17 protein-coding genes are annotated in these 17,758 nt (G+C 74.2%); 8 read left to right on the top strand and 9 right to left on the bottom strand.

All coding sequences use genetic code 11. The features are described from left to right. Positions 1-29: 29 nt before the first annotated feature. The 3 genes from otsB to ACIA5F_RS23695 all read right to left on the bottom strand — a co-directional run bounded on the left by otsB (position 30) and on the right by ACIA5F_RS23695 (position 2,609). Complete coding sequence (gene otsB / locus ACIA5F_RS23705) at positions 30-878, bottom strand: trehalose-phosphatase (protein ID WP_399356100.1); 849 nt, start codon at positions 876-878, stop codon at positions 30-32. Between the two features lie 77 nt (positions 879-955). Next, complete coding sequence (locus ACIA5F_RS23700; protein ID WP_030766370.1) at positions 956-1,192, bottom strand: DUF3263 domain-containing protein; 237 nt, start codon at positions 1,190-1,192, stop codon at positions 956-958. A 112-nt stretch (positions 1,193-1,304) separates the two neighbouring features. Beyond that, the gene (locus ACIA5F_RS23695) at positions 1,305-2,609 is read right to left on the bottom strand and encodes an extracellular solute-binding protein (RefSeq protein ID WP_399356097.1); all 1,305 of its coding nucleotides are present in this window, start codon (positions 2,607-2,609) and stop codon (positions 1,305-1,307) included. Between the two features lie 223 nt (positions 2,610-2,832). Here ACIA5F_RS23695 and ACIA5F_RS23690 point away from each other — a divergent pair, with 223 nt between their 5' ends. Next, the gene (locus ACIA5F_RS23690; protein ID WP_399356149.1) at positions 2,833-3,765 is read left to right on the top strand and encodes an ROK family protein; all 933 of its coding nucleotides are present in this window, start codon (positions 2,833-2,835) and stop codon (positions 3,763-3,765) included. Further along, on the top strand, positions 3,765-4,916 hold the full coding sequence (gene nagA / locus ACIA5F_RS23685; RefSeq protein ID WP_399356095.1) for an N-acetylglucosamine-6-phosphate deacetylase: 1,152 nt from the start codon (positions 3,765-3,767) through the stop codon (positions 4,914-4,916). The genes ACIA5F_RS23690 and nagA overlap by 1 nt, the downstream gene beginning before the upstream one ends. Positions 4,917-5,012: 96 nt before the next feature. On the opposite strand, the gene ACIA5F_RS23680 is transcribed toward nagA, so the two are convergent. Both ACIA5F_RS23680 and cdgB read right to left on the bottom strand, forming a co-directional pair. Next, complete coding sequence (locus tag ACIA5F_RS23680) at positions 5,013-5,999, bottom strand: CBM35 domain-containing protein (RefSeq protein ID WP_399356093.1); 987 nt, start codon at positions 5,997-5,999, stop codon at positions 5,013-5,015. A gap of 68 nt (positions 6,000-6,067) precedes the next feature. Beyond that, positions 6,068-7,807: a diguanylate cyclase CdgB gene (cdgB, locus tag ACIA5F_RS23675; RefSeq protein WP_399356091.1), complete on the bottom strand. Its 1,740-nt coding sequence runs from the start codon at positions 7,805-7,807 to the stop codon at positions 6,068-6,070. A gap of 474 nt (positions 7,808-8,281) precedes the next feature. Between cdgB and ACIA5F_RS23670 the strand changes: the two genes are divergently transcribed. Then, complete coding sequence (locus ACIA5F_RS23670; RefSeq protein ID WP_399356147.1) at positions 8,282-8,767, top strand: flavin reductase family protein; 486 nt, start codon at positions 8,282-8,284, stop codon at positions 8,765-8,767. A 100-nt stretch (positions 8,768-8,867) separates the two neighbouring features. Here ACIA5F_RS23670 and arfB read toward each other — a convergent pair whose 3' ends face one another. Next, the gene (gene arfB, locus ACIA5F_RS23665; protein WP_399356089.1) at positions 8,868-9,293 is read right to left on the bottom strand and encodes an alternative ribosome rescue aminoacyl-tRNA hydrolase ArfB; all 426 of its coding nucleotides are present in this window, start codon (positions 9,291-9,293) and stop codon (positions 8,868-8,870) included. Positions 9,294-9,444: 151 nt separating this feature from the next. Here arfB and ACIA5F_RS23660 point away from each other — a divergent pair, with 151 nt between their 5' ends. Then, positions 9,445-10,020 (top strand): TerD family protein, encoded by a 576-nt coding sequence (locus ACIA5F_RS23660; protein WP_399356087.1) that lies wholly within the window; start codon positions 9,445-9,447, stop codon positions 10,018-10,020. A gap of 146 nt (positions 10,021-10,166) precedes the next feature. Further along, the gene (locus ACIA5F_RS23655) at positions 10,167-10,715 is read left to right on the top strand and encodes a GNAT family N-acetyltransferase (RefSeq protein WP_399356086.1); all 549 of its coding nucleotides are present in this window, start codon (positions 10,167-10,169) and stop codon (positions 10,713-10,715) included. A gap of 118 nt (positions 10,716-10,833) precedes the next feature. Here the strand turns inward: ACIA5F_RS23655 and ACIA5F_RS23650 are convergent, their stop codons facing one another. Both ACIA5F_RS23650 and ACIA5F_RS23645 read right to left on the bottom strand, forming a co-directional pair. Then, the gene (locus ACIA5F_RS23650) at positions 10,834-12,246 is read right to left on the bottom strand and encodes a M1 family metallopeptidase (RefSeq protein ID WP_399356084.1); all 1,413 of its coding nucleotides are present in this window, start codon (positions 12,244-12,246) and stop codon (positions 10,834-10,836) included. A 344-nt stretch (positions 12,247-12,590) separates the two neighbouring features. Beyond that, complete coding sequence (locus ACIA5F_RS23645; protein ID WP_399356082.1) at positions 12,591-13,136, bottom strand: heme-binding protein; 546 nt, start codon at positions 13,134-13,136, stop codon at positions 12,591-12,593. 380 nt (positions 13,137-13,516) lie between these two features. On the opposite strand from ACIA5F_RS23645, the gene ACIA5F_RS23640 reads away from it, so the two are divergent. The 3 genes from ACIA5F_RS23640 (at position 13,517) to ACIA5F_RS23630 (ending at position 16,384) form a co-directional block, all read left to right on the top strand. Continuing rightward, the gene (locus ACIA5F_RS23640; RefSeq protein ID WP_399356146.1) at positions 13,517-14,827 is read left to right on the top strand and encodes a sensor histidine kinase; all 1,311 of its coding nucleotides are present in this window, start codon (positions 13,517-13,519) and stop codon (positions 14,825-14,827) included. Beyond that, on the top strand, positions 14,824-15,447 hold the full coding sequence (locus ACIA5F_RS23635) for a response regulator (protein WP_399356080.1): 624 nt from the start codon (positions 14,824-14,826) through the stop codon (positions 15,445-15,447). Before ACIA5F_RS23640 ends, ACIA5F_RS23635 begins: the two co-directional genes overlap by 4 nt. Positions 15,448-15,880: 433 nt before the next feature. After that, entirely contained in the window at positions 15,881-16,384 is a 504-nt protein-coding gene (locus ACIA5F_RS23630) for a hypothetical protein (protein ID WP_399356078.1), read from the top strand. Between the two features lie 134 nt (positions 16,385-16,518). Here ACIA5F_RS23630 and ACIA5F_RS23625 read toward each other — a convergent pair whose 3' ends face one another. Further along, positions 16,519-17,415, bottom strand: a complete 897-nt coding sequence (locus ACIA5F_RS23625; RefSeq protein ID WP_399356076.1) for an aminoglycoside phosphotransferase family protein — start codon at positions 17,413-17,415, stop codon at positions 16,519-16,521. Positions 17,416-17,758: the final 343 nt, after the last annotated feature.

Raw genomic sequence — 17,758 nt, 5'->3', positions numbered from 1 at the left:
CCGGCCCTGACCCCGGCCGCGGCCCCGGCTCAGTCCCGCAGGGCGGTGGCCAGGGCGGCCAGGAGGGCGACGACCCCGGCCGGGCCGTCGAGGACGAGGTCCGCGCGGGAGGCCAGTTCCGGGACCTCGGCCGAGCCGCTGCACACCAGCAGCCCCGGCAGCCCCTCGGCCCGGCGCTTCTCGACGGCGGCGTACGCGGCGAGGTCGCCCAGGTCGTCCCCGGCGTACAGGACCGCCCGGGCGTCGCGCTCCGCGAGGAACTCCGTCAGGGCGACGCCCTTGTCCGTGCCCGGGGGCCGCAGTTCCAGCACGGCCCGGCCCGGTTCGACCGTCAGGCCGTGGCGCGCCGCCAGCTCGGCCAGGGGTTCGCGCAGGGCGGCGAAGGCGGCCACGGGGTCGGCGGCGCGGCGGGTGTGGACCGCGAGCGCCTGGCCCTTCTCCTCGATCCATGTGCCCTGCCAGGCCCCGATCGCGTCCAGGAACCCCGGCAGCTCCGCCCGGACGGCCGCCACCCCGGGGTGCGGGGCGGGGGCGTGGACGGTTCCGGTGACGGCGTCCCACCGCTCGGCGCCGTAGTGGCCGAGGACGACGAGGTGTTCGAGTCCGGGGACCCCGGCGAAGCCGCCGTAGCGGACGGCGACGCCCGCCGGGCGGCCGGTGACCACGGCGACGGAGTCCACCTCGGGGGCGAGCCCGGCCAGGGCCGGGACGGCGCCCGGGTGGGCGCGGGCCTGGTCGGGGTCCGGGACGATGTCGGCGAGGGTTCCGTCGAAGTCGAGGGCGACCACGGACCGGTCCGGCGCGCTGAGCAGGGCGTGCAGCCCCTCGCGTCCGGCGGCGGTGACGGGCATCGGCAGGTCGTGCGGACGGCTCCCCATGCGGACGACCCTAACGGCCCCGCCCGCCGACGGCTACGGCACGGCGGCGGCAGAGCCGAGGCCGTGGCGGCGGTCGGCTACCGGCGGGCGCGCTGGGCCTCGCGGATGCGGCGCAGGCGGTTGACGGTGCCCGGCGCGTGGGCCAGCGCGCGGGGGTCGTCCATCAGCGCGTTCAGCAGTTGGTAGTACCGGACCGGGGTCATCCCCAGCCCTTCCCGCACGGCCCGTTCCTTGGCGCCGGGACCGGGCCAGGTCCGTCCCTCGTACGCGAGCACCGCGGCCTCCGTGGCCGTCAGCCGCCCCTCGTCCGTCATACGGCCAGATTAACGCCGCGCACTGACACCGGCCCGGCCGCGGCCCCGGCTCCGCACGGGGCGAGAAGCGGGGGCGCGGCCGGGCCGGTGTCAGTGCGCGGTGGGGGCCGGTTCAGCGGGGGGCGCCGTCGGCCTTGCGGGCCGCCTCGGCGATGGCCTCCAGGACCTTCGCGGGCTGTCCGCCCGGCTGGACGCTCTTGCCGATGTTCTGCTTGATGTCCTCGCTGACGCCGGCCCACGACTTCTTGCCCACCGGGTACAGCCGGGAGTCGGGCAGCGTCGTCAGGAAGATCTTCATCTGCGCCGCCGCTTCGCCCGTGCTCGCCTCCATGGCCCGGTAGCCGCTGGTCGTGACGGGCAGCAGGTTGTACATGCTGGTGAAGGCGGTCACGTTCTTGGCCTCGTACAGGTAGTCCAGGAACTGTCCGGACTCCTTGCGGTGGCCGTTCTTGAAGGCCATGACCCAGTCCGTGACGCCCATCGCGGGGTGTTCGGTGCCGTCGACGGTCGGCATCGGGACCATGCCGAAGCGCACGCCCCGTTCCCCGGCCTGCTTGAGCAGTTTGGGGTGCCCGTGGAGCATGCCGACCTCGCCGCGCGCGAAGGCGTCGAAGGCGGCCTGCCGGTCCAGCTTCCCCGGCTCGACGGCCCCGGTGAGGTTCTGCCCGACGAGCTTGTCCCGCAGGAACTCCAGGGTGCTGATGTTGTCGGTGGAGTCGATGGCGTACGACTCCTCGTTGTCGGTGTAGCCACCGCCGCCCGCCAGCAGCCAGAGCATCGTCTCGGCCTGGGCCTCCTCGCGGCCCAGGGGCAGCGCGAAGGGGGTCGCGACGCCCGCGCCCTTGAGCTTCTTCGCCGCCGCTTCGAGGTCGGCCCAGGTCTTCGGCTGCCAGCCGCCCTTGGCGTCCTTGCCGATGACCCCGGCGTCGGTCAGCAGCTTCTCGTTGTAGAAGAGCGGCCGGGTGCTGGCCGTGAAGGGCATTCCGTACTGGACCCGCCGGACCTTGCCGGCGTCCGCGAGGGGGCCCAGGAAGTCGGCCTCGGTCTTGACGGAGAGGAGTTCGTCGACGGTGTGGAGCTTGCCCGCGTCGGCGTAGTCGGCGTAGGCGCCGATCTGGGCTATGTCGGGTGCCTTGCCCGCCTTGACCATCGCGGCGACCTTGGCGTCCACCTCGGTCCAGGGGTAGACGTCCACCTCGACCTTGGTCCCGGGGTGGCTCTTGGAGAACTCCTCGGCGAGGTTCTTCCAGTACGGCACCGAGGAGTTCTGCGGATTGTCCCCGTAGTCGGCCGCCACGACCCGCAGGGTCACCTCGTTGTCCCCGGTGAGTCCGTCGACGGCGCCGCAGCCCGTCAGTGTCACGGTCAGGCACAGCGCGGCGACGGACGCCGCCAGGCTCAGGTAACGGCCCTTCACAGTTCTCCATCCACCCCTAGTCGTACGTACGATCCACGTAAGGTCTACACCACTTTGGCGGCTCGTTCACATCCAGATCCCGCACTGGTGTCCGGTTCGTACCCGGCCCCGGGCCGGACCTGGGCAGGACGGACGTCCCGAATTTGTATAACCACTCAACAATCCCCCCCAATGGACTAGACCTTTCCCTCCTGCGCACGCGAGACTGTCTCCTGTGAAACCCGTGAAACACGTCATCGCCCTCGATGTGGGCGGCACCGGGATGAAGGCCGCCCTCGTCGCCGAAGACGGCACCCTGCTCCACGAGGCGCGCCGGGCCACCGGCCGCGAGCGGGGAGCCGAAGCCGTCGTCGAGACGATCCTGGACTTCGCCGCCGACCTCCTCGTCATCGGCCGGGAACGCTTCGGCCGGTCCGCCTCGGCCGCCGGGGTCGCCGTGCCCGGCATCGTCGACGCCCCGAACGGGATCGCCGTCTACGCGGCGAACCTGGGCTGGCGCGACGTACCGATGCGCGAGCTGCTCAGCGAACGGCTCGGCTCGATCCCGGTGGCCCTCGGCCACGACGTGCGCACGGGCGGACTCGCCGAAGGCCGCATCGGGGCCGGCCGGGGCGCCGACCGCTTCCTGTTCGTCCCGCTCGGCACCGGGATCGCCGGGGCCATCGGCATCGCCGGCCGCATCGAGGCGGGCGCCCACGGGTACGCGGGCGAGATCGGCCACATCGTGGTCCGCCCCGGCGGCCCGGCCTGCGGCTGCGGCCAGTACGGCTGTCTGGAGACCCTCGCCTCCGCCTCCGCCGTCGGCAGCGCGTGGGCGGCGGCCTCCGGCGACCCCGAGGCGGACGCCGCGGACTGCGCCAAGGCCGTCGTCTCCGGGGACGCGGCCGCCCGTGAGGTGTGGCTGGCCGCCGTCGGCGCCCTCGCCGACGGCCTGGTCACCGCCATCACCCTGCTGGACCCCCGCACGCTGATCATCGGTGGCGGACTGGCCGAGGCCGGGGAAACCTTGTTCACACCACTACGGGCGGCAGTGGAGGAACGCGTGACGTTCCAGCGACTGCCCCACATCGTTCCGGCTGCCCTCGGGGACACCGCCGGATGCCTGGGCGCAGGGCTGCTCGCCTGGGACCTACTCGCCACGGAGGTACCTGCCTGATGTCCGGAAGCGCGCACAGCACCGTTCTCTCCGGCGCCAGAGTGGTGCTGCCCACCGGGACCGTGGCCAACGGCCGCGTCATCGTCGACGGCGAGCGCATCGCCGGCAGCGCACCGGAAGGCACCCGGACCCTCGACCTGTCCGGGCACTGGATCGTCCCCGGCTTCGTGGACATCCACAACCACGGCGGCGGCGGCGCCTCCTTCACCTCCGGAACGGCCGAGGAAGTCCTCAAGGGCGTCCGGACCCACCGCGAGCACGGCACCACCACCCTGGTCGCCTCCACCGTCACCGGCGAGCTCGACGCACTCGCCCGGCGCGCCGGGCTGCTCGCCGAGCTGACCCAGCAGGGCGAGATCGCGGGCATCCACTTCGAGGGGCCGTTCATCAACCCCTGCCGCAAGGGCGCGCACAAGGAGGACCTGCTCCGCGACCCCGACCCGGCCGAGGTCCGCAAGCTGATCGACGCCTCGCACGGCGCCGCCCGCATGTTCACCCTCGCCACCGAGCTGCCGGGCGGCCTGGACTCCGTACGGCTGCTGGCCGAGCACGGGGTCATCGCCGCGATCGGGCACACGGACTCCACGTACGAGCAGACCCGCGAGGCCATCGACGCGGGCGCGACCGTCGCCACCCACCTCTACAACGCGATGCCGGGCATGGAGCACCGCGCCCCGGGTCCGATCGCGGCGCTGCTGGAGGACGAGCGGGTCACCGTCGAGCTGATCAACGACGGCACCCACCTGCACCCGGCCATGCTGGAGCTGGCCTTCCACCACGCGGGCGCGCACCGCGTCGCGCTGATCACCGACGCGATGGACGCGGCCGGGTTCGGCGACGGGACCTACCACCTCGGTCCGCTGGCGGTCGAGGTCAAGGAGGGCGTGGCCCGGCTCGTCGAGGGCGGCTCGATCGCCGGTTCGACGCTGACCCTGGACACCGCCTTCAAGCGCTCGGTCCTCGTGGACCGGCTGCCGGTGGAGTCCGTGGTCCAGGCGATCTCCGCCAACCCGGCCCGGCTGATCGGCCTGGGCGACCAGGTCGGCTCGCTGGAGCCCGGCAAGTACGCGGACCTGGTCGTCCTGGACGACGCGTTCGACGTCAAGGGCGTCATGCGGCGCGGCGAATGGATCGTCACCCCGGCCGTGTGAGGTCCCCGACAGCCGGACGGCGGCGGCCCCGGAGAACCGGGGCCGCCGCCGTCCGCGCGTACGTACCGTCACCGGGTCGGGCCCGGTCGGCGCCGGTCAGTTCGGCGTGATCCAGAGCTGGTCGATGTTCACGTTGCACTTGTTGCCGGTCTCGCACGACATCTTGATCGTGTTGGTGCCCTTCTCCAGGGTCACCTGGCCCCACGTGCTCTGCCAGCCCTTCTCCCAGTCGCCCTTGGGCGAGTTGGCGAAGTTCCGCATGCTCAGCGGCGTGCTGTTGGCCTTGCCGTTCACGGCAAGGGTGCTGTTGGCCTCCTCGCCGGGGATGCCGAACCGCACGTAGAACCGGTAGGTCCCGGCCTTGGGCAGGTCCAGGGTCCAGGTCAGCGCCGCACCCGGCTGGCTGAAGTTGCCCACGTACTGGCCGCCCGCGCTCTTCGCGCCCGGGACCGCGTTCATCAGCACCGCGCCGCCGGTGAGGGCCATGCCCGTGCCCGAGGCGTCCGCCTTCGGCAGCGGGTTCTGCGACGGCTCCGGGGAACCGCTCGGCGGCGGGCCCGACGGTTTCTGGGGGGACACCGGCTGCTCCGGGCCGGTCGCGGCGGGGGGCGTCTCGCCCTCCTTGCCCTTGTCGTTGTCGCCGACGATCAGGGCCACGCCGATGCCGACCGCGACCGCGGCGACCACCGCGACGGCCGCGACGAGCAGCCCCTTACGGCTCGACCCGCCACCGCCGCGGGACCCGGCCGGCGGGGCCTGGTGCTGCGGCGGGGCGCCGTGGCCGGCCGCCTGGAGCGCCTCGGGGGACTGGTACTGCGCCTGGTAGGGCGGCGGTCCGGGCTGTGCGGGAACCTGGCCGCGCTGGCCTCCGTAGGTCCCGCCGACCGTACGCACCTGGTTGTACGAGGTACGGGGGACACCTGGCTGACCACCGGCCGTCGAGCCGGGGTAGCCGTATCCACCACCCGAGGAGGGCGGGGTGGCTCCGGCCGCCTGGCCGTCCGCGTAGAGATAGCCGAACGGGTCGTCGTCCTCGGGCTTGTTCGCCCCACCGTGCGGGCCGTTGTTCGCGGGCGTCGTCATCGCAGGTCACTCCTTTCGACCCACGGGAGCCTACCCCGAACACGTGCGCCCACGGGCGGCCGACCGGCTCAGCCGGCCCGCCGGTGGGCCTTGGAACGGGACCTCTTCTCGATGTACATCCGCTGGTCGGCGGAGCGCAGCACCTCGTCCGCCGACATGCCGCAACTGGCCCAGCCGATGCCGAAACTCGCCCCGACGCGGACCGCCCGGCCGTCCACCCGGATCGGCGGGATGATCGCGTTGCGCAGCCGGACGGCGAGGTCGGCGGCGTCGGCAGCGCCCAGCCCGTCGGCCAGGACGACGAACTCGTCACCGCCCAGACGGGCGACGGTGTCCCCGTCCCTGACCCCGGTCGTCAGCCTTCGGGCCACCTCGATCAGGACCGCGTCGCCCGTGTGGTGACCGAACCGGTCGTTGATCGACTTGAAGCCGTCGAGGTCGCAGAAGAGGACCGCGAGGCCCTTCGTCCCGTCGTCGGCCTCGGGCTCGGTGACGGGCGCGACCGTGTGCACGTGGTGGTCGTACGGGCCGTCCGCCTGGCCCGGGACCCCGCCCGGGTACTCGAAGGGCTCCGGATAGCCGTCGGCCGGGAAGCCGTGCTCGCCCGCGCCGCCCGGTTCGCCCCGGGTCCCGGACCTCTCGTGTCCCGCCCGCGCCTCCCGGCCCTCGCCGCCCTCGCGTCCCTCGAAGGCGGCGTCGAGCACCTCGACGGCGGTGGCCCGCACCGACTGCGGGCGCCCGCACAGCCGCGCCCCGAGCCGGGCGCGCAGCTCGGCGCTGTTGGGGAGGCCGGTCAGCGCGTCGTGGCTGGCCCGGTGCGCGAGCTGGAGCTCGTGCCGCTTGCGCTCCTCGATGTCCTCGACGTGGGTGAGCAGGAACCGGGGTCCGTCGGCGGCGTCCGCGACCACGGAGTTGCGCAGCGAGACCCACACGTACGTGCCGTCGCGCCGCCCCAGCCGCAGTTCGGCCCGGCCGCCCTCGGCGGAGGTCCGCAGCAGGGTGCCGATGTCCTCGGGGTGGACCAGGTCGGAGAAGGAGTACCGGCGCAGCACGGAGGCGGGGCGGCCGAGGAGCCGGCACAGCGCGTCGTTGGTCCGCAGCAGCCGGCCGTGCTGGTCCCCGCCCATCTCGGCGATGGCCATGCCGCTCGGCGCGTACTCGAACGCCTGCCGGAACGACTCCTCGCTGGCGCGCAGCGCCTGCTGCTCGCGCTCCAGCCGGACCAGGGCGCGCTGCATGTTCGCGCGGAGCCGGGCGTTGCTGATGGCGATCGCCGCCTGGAAGGCGTACATCTGGAGCGCTTCGCGCCCCCACGCGCCGGGGCGCCGCCCGTTGCGCGGCCTGTCCACCGAGATCACGCCCAGCAGTTCCCCGCCGGAGGCGTACATCGGGGCGTAGAGCCGGTCCTCGGGGTGCCACTCGTCGGCGAACCGGGGGTCGGGGCCCTCGGTGTGCCACTGGGGGACGTCGTCCTCCATGAGGACCCAGCCCTCGGTGTGCGGGATGAAGCGCAGACCGTCCCAGTCCTCGCCCATCGTCAGCCGGCGCTCCCAGGAACCGCGCGAGCCGACCCGGCCGGTGATGAGGGCCTCGGCGGCGGGGTCCCCGGCGAAGGCGGCGACGACCAGATCACCGTCCGGGCGTACGAGGTTGACGCAGGCGAGTTCGTAGCCGAGGCCCGCGACGATGCCGTCCACGACGGTCTGCAGAGTGTCCGCGAGGCTCCTGGCCGTATTGAGTTCGGCCACCACCCGGTGCAGCTGCCGCAGGGTCGCAAGACGGACGTACGGCTCCGACTCGGTCTCCATTGCTCGCTCTCCCCGAGACCTCGACAGCAACTCCAGGTTTGTCATCGGCGTTTCGTTGCGGTGTGCCGTCCACTGAATCACAGTGAGCTGTGCGGCAGGTACACAGGGTCAACAAATCTTGCCGTCTGTGACTCAAGTCACATGAACCGAATAATGGCGCGGAACCGCCCCTCCGGTGACGGGACGCGCCCCCCTGCCTTCCCGGGAGCAAACGGTGAGCGAGCGGACGGCGAAGGAACGGGGAAGGACTAGGACGAGGGGCGGGGGTGCGGCTCGGGCCAGCGCCCGATGTGCGGGGCGGGGGCGCGGGACTAGCGTTCCAGAGTGCCGAAGACGACCGCCGTACCCCACGTGCCCTCCGCAACCTCCCCGACCCCCGCGCCCGCCGGGGCCGCCGCGCCGCCGCCGGGGGTCCCGCTCCCCCGGCCGACCCCCCATCCTGAGGGGGTGAGCAACGACGAGTTCCGGGCGGCGATGTCCCGGCTGGCGGCGGGCGTGTGCCTGATCACCGCGCACGAGCCCTCGCTGACGACGGGCGGGCCGCGCGGCGAGGACGCCGGGATGACGGCGACCGCCTTCCTCTCCGTCTCCCTGGACCCGCCACTGGTCCTGGTGAGCCTGCGCGAGGGCTCCCGGATGGACGACCTGCTGGCCGAGCAGCCGCTGTGGGCCGTCTCGGTCCTCGCCGACCACCAGCTCCAGATCGCGGGCCGCTTCTCCATGAAGGGCCGCATCAGCGACCGCCTGCTCTTCGCGGACCTGCCGTACGTACGGGGCGAGGTCTCGGGCGCCCCGCTGCTGGGCGGCGCCCTCGCCACCCTCGAATGCCGTACGGAGAACCGGGTCACGGCCGGGGACCACACCCTGGTGATCGGCCGCGTCCTGACGGCCGCCCTCCCCGCCCCCGACGCGCCACCGCTGACGTACTTCCGGGGCCGCTACCGGCACCTGAGCGGCTAGCCGCACCCTGAACGGGTGACGGGCGGCGGGGTGGCGGACGTACGGGAGCCCGCGCGGCGACGGCCCGCGGGAGCGGGCGGCCCCGCGCGGCCGGTCGCCGCTACCAGTCCCGGCCGGTGCGCCCGCGCTTCGTCTCGGCCCGCGCCTTCTTCTCGCGCAGCCGGCGTTCGTTGATCCCGCGCGGGATCTTCGTCGCGCGCCGCTGCTTCGGCGGCGGCGCCGTGGCCTCGGCCAGCAGCGAGGTCAGCCGGACCAGCGCCATCTCCCGGTTGCGGAACTGCGAGCGGTGCTCGGACGCCTTCACCGTCACCACCCCGTCCACCAGCCGGGAGGCGAGCCGCTCCAGCGCCCGCTCCTTCCACACCTCCGGCAGCCCCTTCGTCGCCGCGAGGTCGAACAGCAGCTCCACACGGGAGTCCGAGGTGTTCACGTGCTGCCCGCCCGGTCCGGAGGACCGCGAGAAACGCCAGGCGAGCTCGGCCTCGGGGAGCACGACCGAGCCGCGGATGACATGGGGAGCAGACATGCCTCCTATGATCCGCTCCCGGCCGCCCCGGAGTCACCCAGATTTCCCGTGGGAACCCGAGCGCCTCCTCCTCTCGTTAGAGGGGGCAGCGGTAACTTGACCGCAGCTCGCGGTCTCTCCACGCACGCAGGACGAAGAAAGGGACATTCCGATGGCTGTAAGCCTGTCCAAGGGCGGCAACGTCTCGCTCACGAAGGAGGCCCCCGGCCTCACCGCCGTCACGGTCGGCCTCGGCTGGGACGTCCGCACCACCACCGGTGTCGACTTCGACCTGGACGCCTCGGCCATCGCGGTCAACGCGGCGGGCAAGGTCGTCTCCGACTCGCACTTCGTCTTCTTCAACAACAAGGCCACCCCGGACCAGACCATCGTCCACACCGGTGACAACCGCACCGGTGAGGGCGCGGGCGACGACGAGGCCATCAAGGTCAACCTCGCCGGCCTCCCGGCCGAGGTCGACAAGATCGTCTTCCCGGTCTCGATCTACGACGCCGAGTCCCGCAGCCAGAACTTCGGCCAGGTCCGCAACGCGTACATCCGCGTCGTGAACCAGGCCGGCGAGGCCGAGATCGCCCGCTACGACCTCTCCGAGGACGCGGCGACCGAGACCGCCATGGTCTTCGGCGAGCTCTACCGCAACGGCGCCGAGTGGAAGTTCCGCGCGGTCGGCCAGGGCTACGCGTCGGGCCTGACCGGCATCGCGCAGGACTTCGGCGTCAACGTCTGAGTCCGAGCGCCGGCCCGAGTCCGGGCCTGATTCCGCGTCGGAGCCGGAGCCTGATTCCGACTCCGAGTCCGAGTCCGAGGTTCTGACGACGGTGCCGGTGAAAGGCCCTCCCCGGGCGGGGAGGGCCTTTCGCTACCGTTCGGCAGATGTTCCTCCAACCGCTCGCCCCCCTGGACGGCGCCCTGCCGGGCACGGTCCTCACCGAGATCGCCGCCCTCTACGCCACGAACCACGCCTTCTTCCGGCTCAGCGGCGACTTCCCCGACCCGGACCGCATCACGGTCGAGCAGGTCGCCTCCGCCCTCGCCGACGAGCTCGCCCATGACGGCGCCGAGGTGCTCCTCGCCCGCTCGGCGGGCCGTCTCGTCGGCCTGGCCGCCACCGTCACCCACCACCCCGACCCGGCCTCCGACGACCCGGACCCCTGGATCGGGCTGCTGATCGTCGACGCCACCGCGCACCGCGCCGGGCACGGCCGCGCCATGGCCGACCTGGTCGAGGACCGGTTCCGCGCCGCCGGCCGGTCCGGCGTACGGATCGCCGTCCTGGACGACAACCCGCAGGGCCTGGCGTTCTGGCGCTCGCGCGGCTACCTCTTCCTGCGCCACGCCCCGAACCGCGAGCGGGGCCGCGCCTGCACGGTGCTGCGCAAGCCCCTCGAAGCCCCGTCACCGCGGAGCGACGTCACCCCGTAACCGTCGGGAGCCCGCACCCGACCCTGCGGAAGCGAACGGCAAACGCGCACGACGGCACCGGACGGGACGGGGCCGACCGGGTATCAGTACCGGACACCGGTACCAGCCATCGTGGCCGCTAACGCGGCCGTTCGGTGCCGTACAGCCAGACGTCCCAGACCTTCTTCAGGTCGTGGCCCGTCCGCTGCTCCGCGAAGGCGGTGAAGTCGGCCGTGCTCGCGTTGCCGTGCCGGTGCGCGGCGGCCCAGTCGCGGAGCAGGGCGGAGAACTTCTCGTCGCCCACCTCCTGGCGGACGCGGTGCAGCACCAGCGCGCCCCGGTAGTACACCGGGTTCGCCGAGATGTCCCGGGCCGTGGGCGGATCGGCCGGCGGGAAGGCGTACCAGTCGGAGCCGGCGTTCGCGTCGACGCGCGTGTCCCCCGCCAGGAAGGCCGTGAACCGCTGCTGCGCCGTGGTCCGGCCGTGGTCCTCGTCCCACAGCCACTCCGCGTAGACCGCGAAACCCTCGTTGAGCCACATGTCCTTCCAGGACTTCGGGGACACCGAGTCGCCGAACCACTGGTGGGCGAGTTCGTGCACGACGAGTTCCTCGTCGGCGGGCGCGCCGGGGAAGAGGGGCCGGGTCTGCGTCTCCAGCGCGTAGCCGAGGCTCCCGGCGGGCAGCACGATCGCGCCCGTCGTGCTGAAGGGGTACGGGCCGAACCGGCCGATGCCCCACTCGACCACCTCCGGCAGCCGCGCGAGCGGCCCCGCGCTGCGCGCCGCCTCCCCGGGCGCCACCGCGTTGCGGACGGCGATCCCGGAGGGGGTCCGTCCGGTGGTCACCTCGTACTTCCCGACGACGGCGGTGGCCAGGTAGCTCGCCATCGGCTCGGGGCTGTGCCAGGCGAACGCGGTCCGCCCGCCGCCGGCGTCGGTCCGGGAGCGCAGCTCGCCGTTGGAGACCGCCTCGTAGCCGTGCGGGACGGTCAGGGTGATGTCGTACGCGGCCTTGTCGACGGGATGGTGGTTGCCGGGGAACCAGGCCATCGACCCGACCGGCTCGCCGACGCCGACCGCCCCGTCGCCGGTGGTGATCCACCCCTCCTCGGAGCCGTCCGGGTCCGTGACCGGACCCGGCCTGCCGCCGTACTCCACCTCGGTACGGAAGACCTCGCCCTCCCTCAGCTCCTCGGCCGGGCGCACGGTCAGCTCGTTGCCGGTCCGGTTGTACCGGGCCCCCGCGCCCTGGACGGTGACCTTCCCGACGCGCAGTCCGCTGAGGTCGAGGTTGAAGGCGCTGAGCCGCTGCGTGGCGCGGGCGGTGATGACCGCCGTGGCGTTCAGCAGGCCGTCCGCGGGGTCGTAGTCGAGGTCCAGCGCGTAGTGGTCCACCTGGTAGCCGCCGTTGCCCGCCTTGGGGAAGTACGGGTCGCGCAGCCCCGCCGCGCCCGGCCGCCCCTGCACGGTGGTGCCGGTGCACGCCGTGGTGAGGGCGAGCAGGGCGGCGGCGGCAGGGGCGGCGAGACGGACGAGCGCGCGGTGTTCCACCCGCCGATCCTAGGTCGTGTCTTCAACGTTCCGTCTGGCCGGCGGGGTCCGGCACGCACGCCTGCCGCGTTGTCGTCGGTCGCCGATGCTCCGCATCGACTCCCTCCTCCGCCTTGCAGTCGCGCTCGGCATCCGAAGGATCAAGGCAAGAGCCGAGACGGAGCGAGCGCAGCGAGCGCAGCGAGCGCAGTGCACCAGGCCCCGCCGGCCACCGCCCTCCGGGCGGACGACGCCACTTCGAAGACACTCCCCAGGCCGTGCCGCGAGAGCGGCACCGGGCCCGCACGGCCGCCGGGCCGGTCGCCGGGCCCGCCATCGGGTCGATCTCCCGGACGGTCGGCCGGTCACCGGGTCAGGGAGTCGACGCCCGCCTTCGCGAACTTCTCGTCCAGGTCGCCGCTCGGGGCCCCGGCCACGCCGATGCCCGCGACCGGGGCGCCCTTGGCCTGCACCGGGGCGCCGCCCGCGAGGAAGAGGGTGCCGGGGATGTCCTTCAGGTTCGGGGTCTGGGCGAGGCGGCCCACGAGCACCGAGGTCGGGGCGTTCCAGGACACGGCGGTGAACGCCTTGCGCTGCGCGGACTCGTACGACTGCGGGCCCGCGCCGTCGCCGCGCAGGGTGACGACGGTGTTGCCGTTGCGGTCCACGACCGCGACCGTCACCTTCTGGTTCTCCTTCTCGGCGGCCCGGAGCGCGGCCTGCGCGGCGCGGGTCGCGGCGTCCACGGTGAGGTGGGAGGAGGTGGTGAGGTTCCTGTCGTCGCCCTTCTTCGCCGGGGCCGCGGCCGGGACGGCGCCGGTGGCGGCGCTGGCGCTGACGGCGCCGAAGGTCCCGGCGCCGAGCGCGACGACGAGAGCGGTACCGGTGAGAACGCGGGTGCGGGTGTTCATCTCTGCTCCTGGAAACGGGTACGGATACGGATACAGGTGGGACGCGGCCCGGCCGGGCCCGGCCCGCCGGGCGGCTGGTCCGCTGTTCCCAGCCTGCTGCCCGGCGCCCCGCCCCCTCGTCCCCGTACCGGCTCGCGCCGCCGACCGCACCGGCTGACCCGGGGGTCCTCCGATCGGTCGATGCGCGCCACCACCGCCCCCGTATTGGCTGGTGCGGTGACCGGTGACCGGCGCGGCCGGACACCGCCCGCCCCGCCCGCCGGGAGCCGCGCCCCCGCGTCCCCGGCCGCAGGGCACGATGGACGTACGCACCACCCACCCCAGGAGCACCCGTGAGCCACCCCCCGCGGAAACCCGACACCCGCGTCCTGGCCACCGTCATGCACACGGCGTTCTTCCTGCTCCTCGGCGCCTCCGTGGCCCGCTTCCTCCTGCGCCACCCCGGCGAGCCCCGCACCCCGTGGGTCATCGCCCTCAGCATCGCCCTGGCCCTGCTCTACGTCCTCGGCCCCGCCGTGGGCATCGGCGCCGGACGGGAGGACGACGCGGGGCAGGACGACGCGGGGCAGGGCGGCGCGGGGCGGGGTGGCGCGGGGCAGGGCGGCGCGGGGCAGGGCGGCGCGGGGCAGGGCGGCGCGGGGCAGGGCGGCGCGGGGCAGGGCGGCGCGGGGCAGGGCGGCGCGGGGCGGGGTGGCGCGGGGCGGGGTGGCGACGCCCCCGCGCCCACCCTGCGGCGGCTCCTCTGGCTCGGCCTGGTGGTCGCCGTCTGGGTCGTCCTGGTGCTGCTCGCGCCGAGCTTCGCGTGGTGCGCCGTCCCGCTCTTCTACACGGCCCTGCGCACCCTCCCGCCGCGCGCCGCGATCGTCCTCGTCGCCCTGCTCACCGCCCTCGTCGTCACCGCGCAGCTCCGGCTCGCCACCGCCTTCGACCCCAACCTGCTGCTGGCCCCGCCCGCGGTCGCCGCGCTCGCCACCGCCGTCTTCGTGCACATGGAGCGCCAGGCGGGGTCCCAGCGCGCGCTGATCGACGATCTGATCCGGACCCGCCGGGAGCTGGCGGCCACCGAGCGCCGCGAGGGGACCCTCGCCGAACGCCAGCGGCTCTCCATGGAGATCCACGACACCCTGGCCCAGCACCTGTCCAGCCAGCGGATGCTGCTCCAGGCGGCGGACCGCACCTGGGACACCGACCCGGACACCGCCCGCGCGCACGTCCGTACCGCCACCGGCATCGCGGCGCGCGGCCTGGCGGAGGCCCGTCGGCTCGTCCACGACCTGGCCCCGCCGGAGCTGGCGGGCGGCGGCGGGCTCGTGGACGCCCTGCGCGCCCTGGACGCGGGCCCGGACACCGCCGTCCGCTTCCACCTGGAAGGCACCCCGGCGGTGCTCCCGGACCGCGTCCAGTCGGCCCTGCTCCGCATCGCCCAGGGCGCCCTGGCCAACGTCCGCGAACACGCGGACGCGCGCACCGCCGCCCTGACCCTGAGCTTCCTGGGCGACCAGGTGGTCCTGGACGTCGCCGACGACGGCCGCGGCTTCACCGAGCCCCGCGCCACCGTCGGGGAACGCGGCCACGGCCTCCCGGCGATGCGCGCCCGCGTCCACGGCCTGGGCGGCACCCTGACCATCGAATCCGCGCCGGGCGAGGGCTCCGTCCTCTCCGCGGCCGTCCCCCTGGAGCCTCCCCGATGACGACGATCCTTCTCTGCGACGACCACGCCGTGGTCCGGGCGGGCCTGCTGGCCCTGCTCGGCAGCGAGCCGGAGATCGAGGTGGTCGGCGAGGCGGGCAGCGGTGAGGAGGCGGTCGCCCTGGCGGGCCGGCTCCGCCCCGAGGTGGTCCTGATGGACCTCCAGCTGGGCGAGGGCATCGACGGCGTGGAGGCCACCCGCCGCGTCACGGCCCTCCCCGACCCCCCGCACGTCCTGGTGCTCACCACGTACGACACGGACGCGGACATCACCCGGGCCATCGGCGCGGGCGCCACGGGATACCTCCTGAAGGCGGAGCGCCCGGAGGAGCTGTTCGCCGCCATCCACGCCGCCGCCCAGGGCCGCACCACGCTCTCCCCGCCCGTGGCCAGCCGCGTGATGGCCCACATGCGCGGCACCCGGCCCACCCTGACCGAACGCGAGCTGGACATCCTCGGCCAGCTCGCGCGCGGTCTGGGCAACCGCGACATCGCCCGCGCCCTGTTCATCAGCGAGGCCACCGTCAAGACCCACCTGGGCCGGATCTACGACAAACTGGACGTCGACACCCGCGCGGGCGCGGTCGCGGTGGCCAAGGAACAACGCCTGCTCCCTTCTTGACGCGCCGCTGGCACGGCTCGGCCCCTGGGGGCCTCACCGGCTTCGCGCCGCTGCGCCGGACTCCGTCCGTCGGCCCCGGGCCAGGGGCAGGGGCCAGCCGTTCCGGGTACCGGCCGGGCAGGGGCGGCTCGGCCGGGCGGGGGCCCGGACTCCGTCCGTCGGCCCCGGGCCGGAGCCGGGGCGGGCCGTCACGGGTACCGGCAGGGCCGGAGGCCCTGCCCCGCGGCTGTGCCGGGCCCGGCCGGGCCCGGCGCCACCGGACCGGCCGGACGGCGGACCCGCCCCGCGCACCGCCGCACCCACACACCGCACCCACACACCGCACCCACCCATCGCTCCACCCATCGCTCCACACACCGCTCCACACACCGCTCCGCGACCCGCTCCGCGACCGGTGGCGCCGCGCCCCCGCACCCGTGACACCATCGGGTACGTGCTCGACATCGGCTATTCCCTCTCCCGGCGCTTCCCCGACCCCCCGCAGACCGACTACCGCTCGGCGGACGTCCACACCCTGCGCCACGACCTGTTCTGCGGGGACGTCTACCTCGCCGACACCAGCGCGGACCGGGAAGTGTCCACAGCCTGGGGATGGGTGCCCGTACTGGACTTCGCCTGGGCGCTCTGCGACATCGTCGAGCAGCTCGACCAGGACCCGCGCGGCAGCCGTTCCTCGAACCGCCAGTACGCCGAGCTGGACTTCACCGAGTCCGCCGACCGGATGCTCTTCCAGCGCCGTTTCGGCTGGGTCGACGTCGAGGCCGACTGGATGCCGGCCGAGGAGGCCCCGCTGACCTTCAGCCACCGGCTGCTCCGCCGTGAGGCCCGCGACTTCCTGCACGACCTGATCGCGGACCTCGTGGACATGCACGACGGCCTCGCCGACAACCCGGTCGTCTGGACGCTCCAGTCCCGCTTCCCCCGCGTCCCCGCCTGACCCGGCCGGCGCCCACGGGCCCGCGAGCCCGGCCGGGGCACCGCCCGCACCCCGGCCACCCCTGCCCGGGCCGGCACCTGCCCCGGCCGCCCGTACCCGGCCGCCCGTACCCGGCCGCCCGTACCCGGCCGCCCTCACCCCCGCAGCAGCTCCTCCGCCACCAGCAGCTGGTCCTCCCGCATCCGGGGCTCCCCGTCGGCCACGTCCCACAGGCAGTTCTGCACCACCCGTCCCAGCGTCCACGCGCGGGCCCGGTCCCGGTCCAGGCCCAGGCCCAGGGCCTCCGTCAGCAGGTCGAACCGCCACCGCACCTCGTCCGCGCGGAAGTGGTTCCCGATGGCCGGCAGCAGCTCGAAACCCGGGTCGCCGGAGAGCGGCTTCGGGTCGATCGCCAGCCACGGTTCCCGGCCGCCCGCCAGCACGTTGTCGTAGTGCAGGTCCCAGTGGAGCAGCCGGTCCCCGGGCTCGCCCGCCACCTCCGCGAGCGCCGCCGCGCACTCCCGCAGCACCTCCCGCGACCGCCCGTCCGTCAGCTCCGCCCGGGCCCGGTCCACCCCGTCCAGCAGCCCGGCGGCGATCTCCCCGAGCCCGCGCAGCCCCGCCGGGGCGGGCACCGCCGTCAGCCGCGCCAGCAGCCCCGCGACCACCCGTACCGCCTGGCGGGAGTCCCGCCGCGCCAGCGCCGACAGGTGCCGCCCCTCGTCGAGCCGCTCCAGCAGCAGCGTGCCCGTGACCCCGTCGTCCTCCAGCAGCCGTACGGAGCCCTGCCCGTCCCACGCGCGCAGCGCGGCCGCCTCTCCCGCGCTCTCCTCGTCCAGCAGCTGCGTCTTCAGGGCCGCCGGGCGTCCGTCGGCCCGTTCCACCGGGAGCACCAGGGAGGCCGTCCCGTGCAGCGCGGGCCCGGTGCGCCGCAGCTCCCACCGCTCCAGGAACTCCGCTGCCCGCGCGGGCAGCGCGGCGACGAACGCCCGCCCGGCGGCCCCGTTGTACCGGAGCTGCGTCCGGACCAGTCCGTCGGGAACCTCGGTCATGTCCCGCCCCTGACTGCGGACCGACGGCGGTCCGGCGGTCCGTACACCCCGCCATCCCACCCGAATCCGCCACAAATCGCCTGCTCGTCCGCCGGCACTAGTGCTGTGACCGGAAAGGTTTGCCGGTAGGCCCGCGGCGTCCGGTGCGGTGGATCGCAAGGCGGAGGGCCACGGCTTGTACTGGACGTACTTGCGTGGTCCGACAACGCGGCGAGGCGCCGTGCCGGGCGTCGAGGGCCGGTGAACCTTTCCGGTCACAGCACTAGCTCCCCCGCCGCCCCGGCCACATCAGCCACCGGGCCGCTCCCGCGCCCCCTCGACGCGACGGTCCGTCCCCTGGACA

Origin of the sequence: Streptomyces sp. NPDC051567 (genome assembly GCF_044454165.1) — a bacterium.
Lineage (GTDB): Bacteria > Actinomycetota > Actinomycetes > Streptomycetales > Streptomycetaceae > Streptomyces.
The sequence above is the reverse complement of the archived record's forward strand: the minus strand, read 5'-3'. Positions and strand labels throughout refer to the sequence as shown.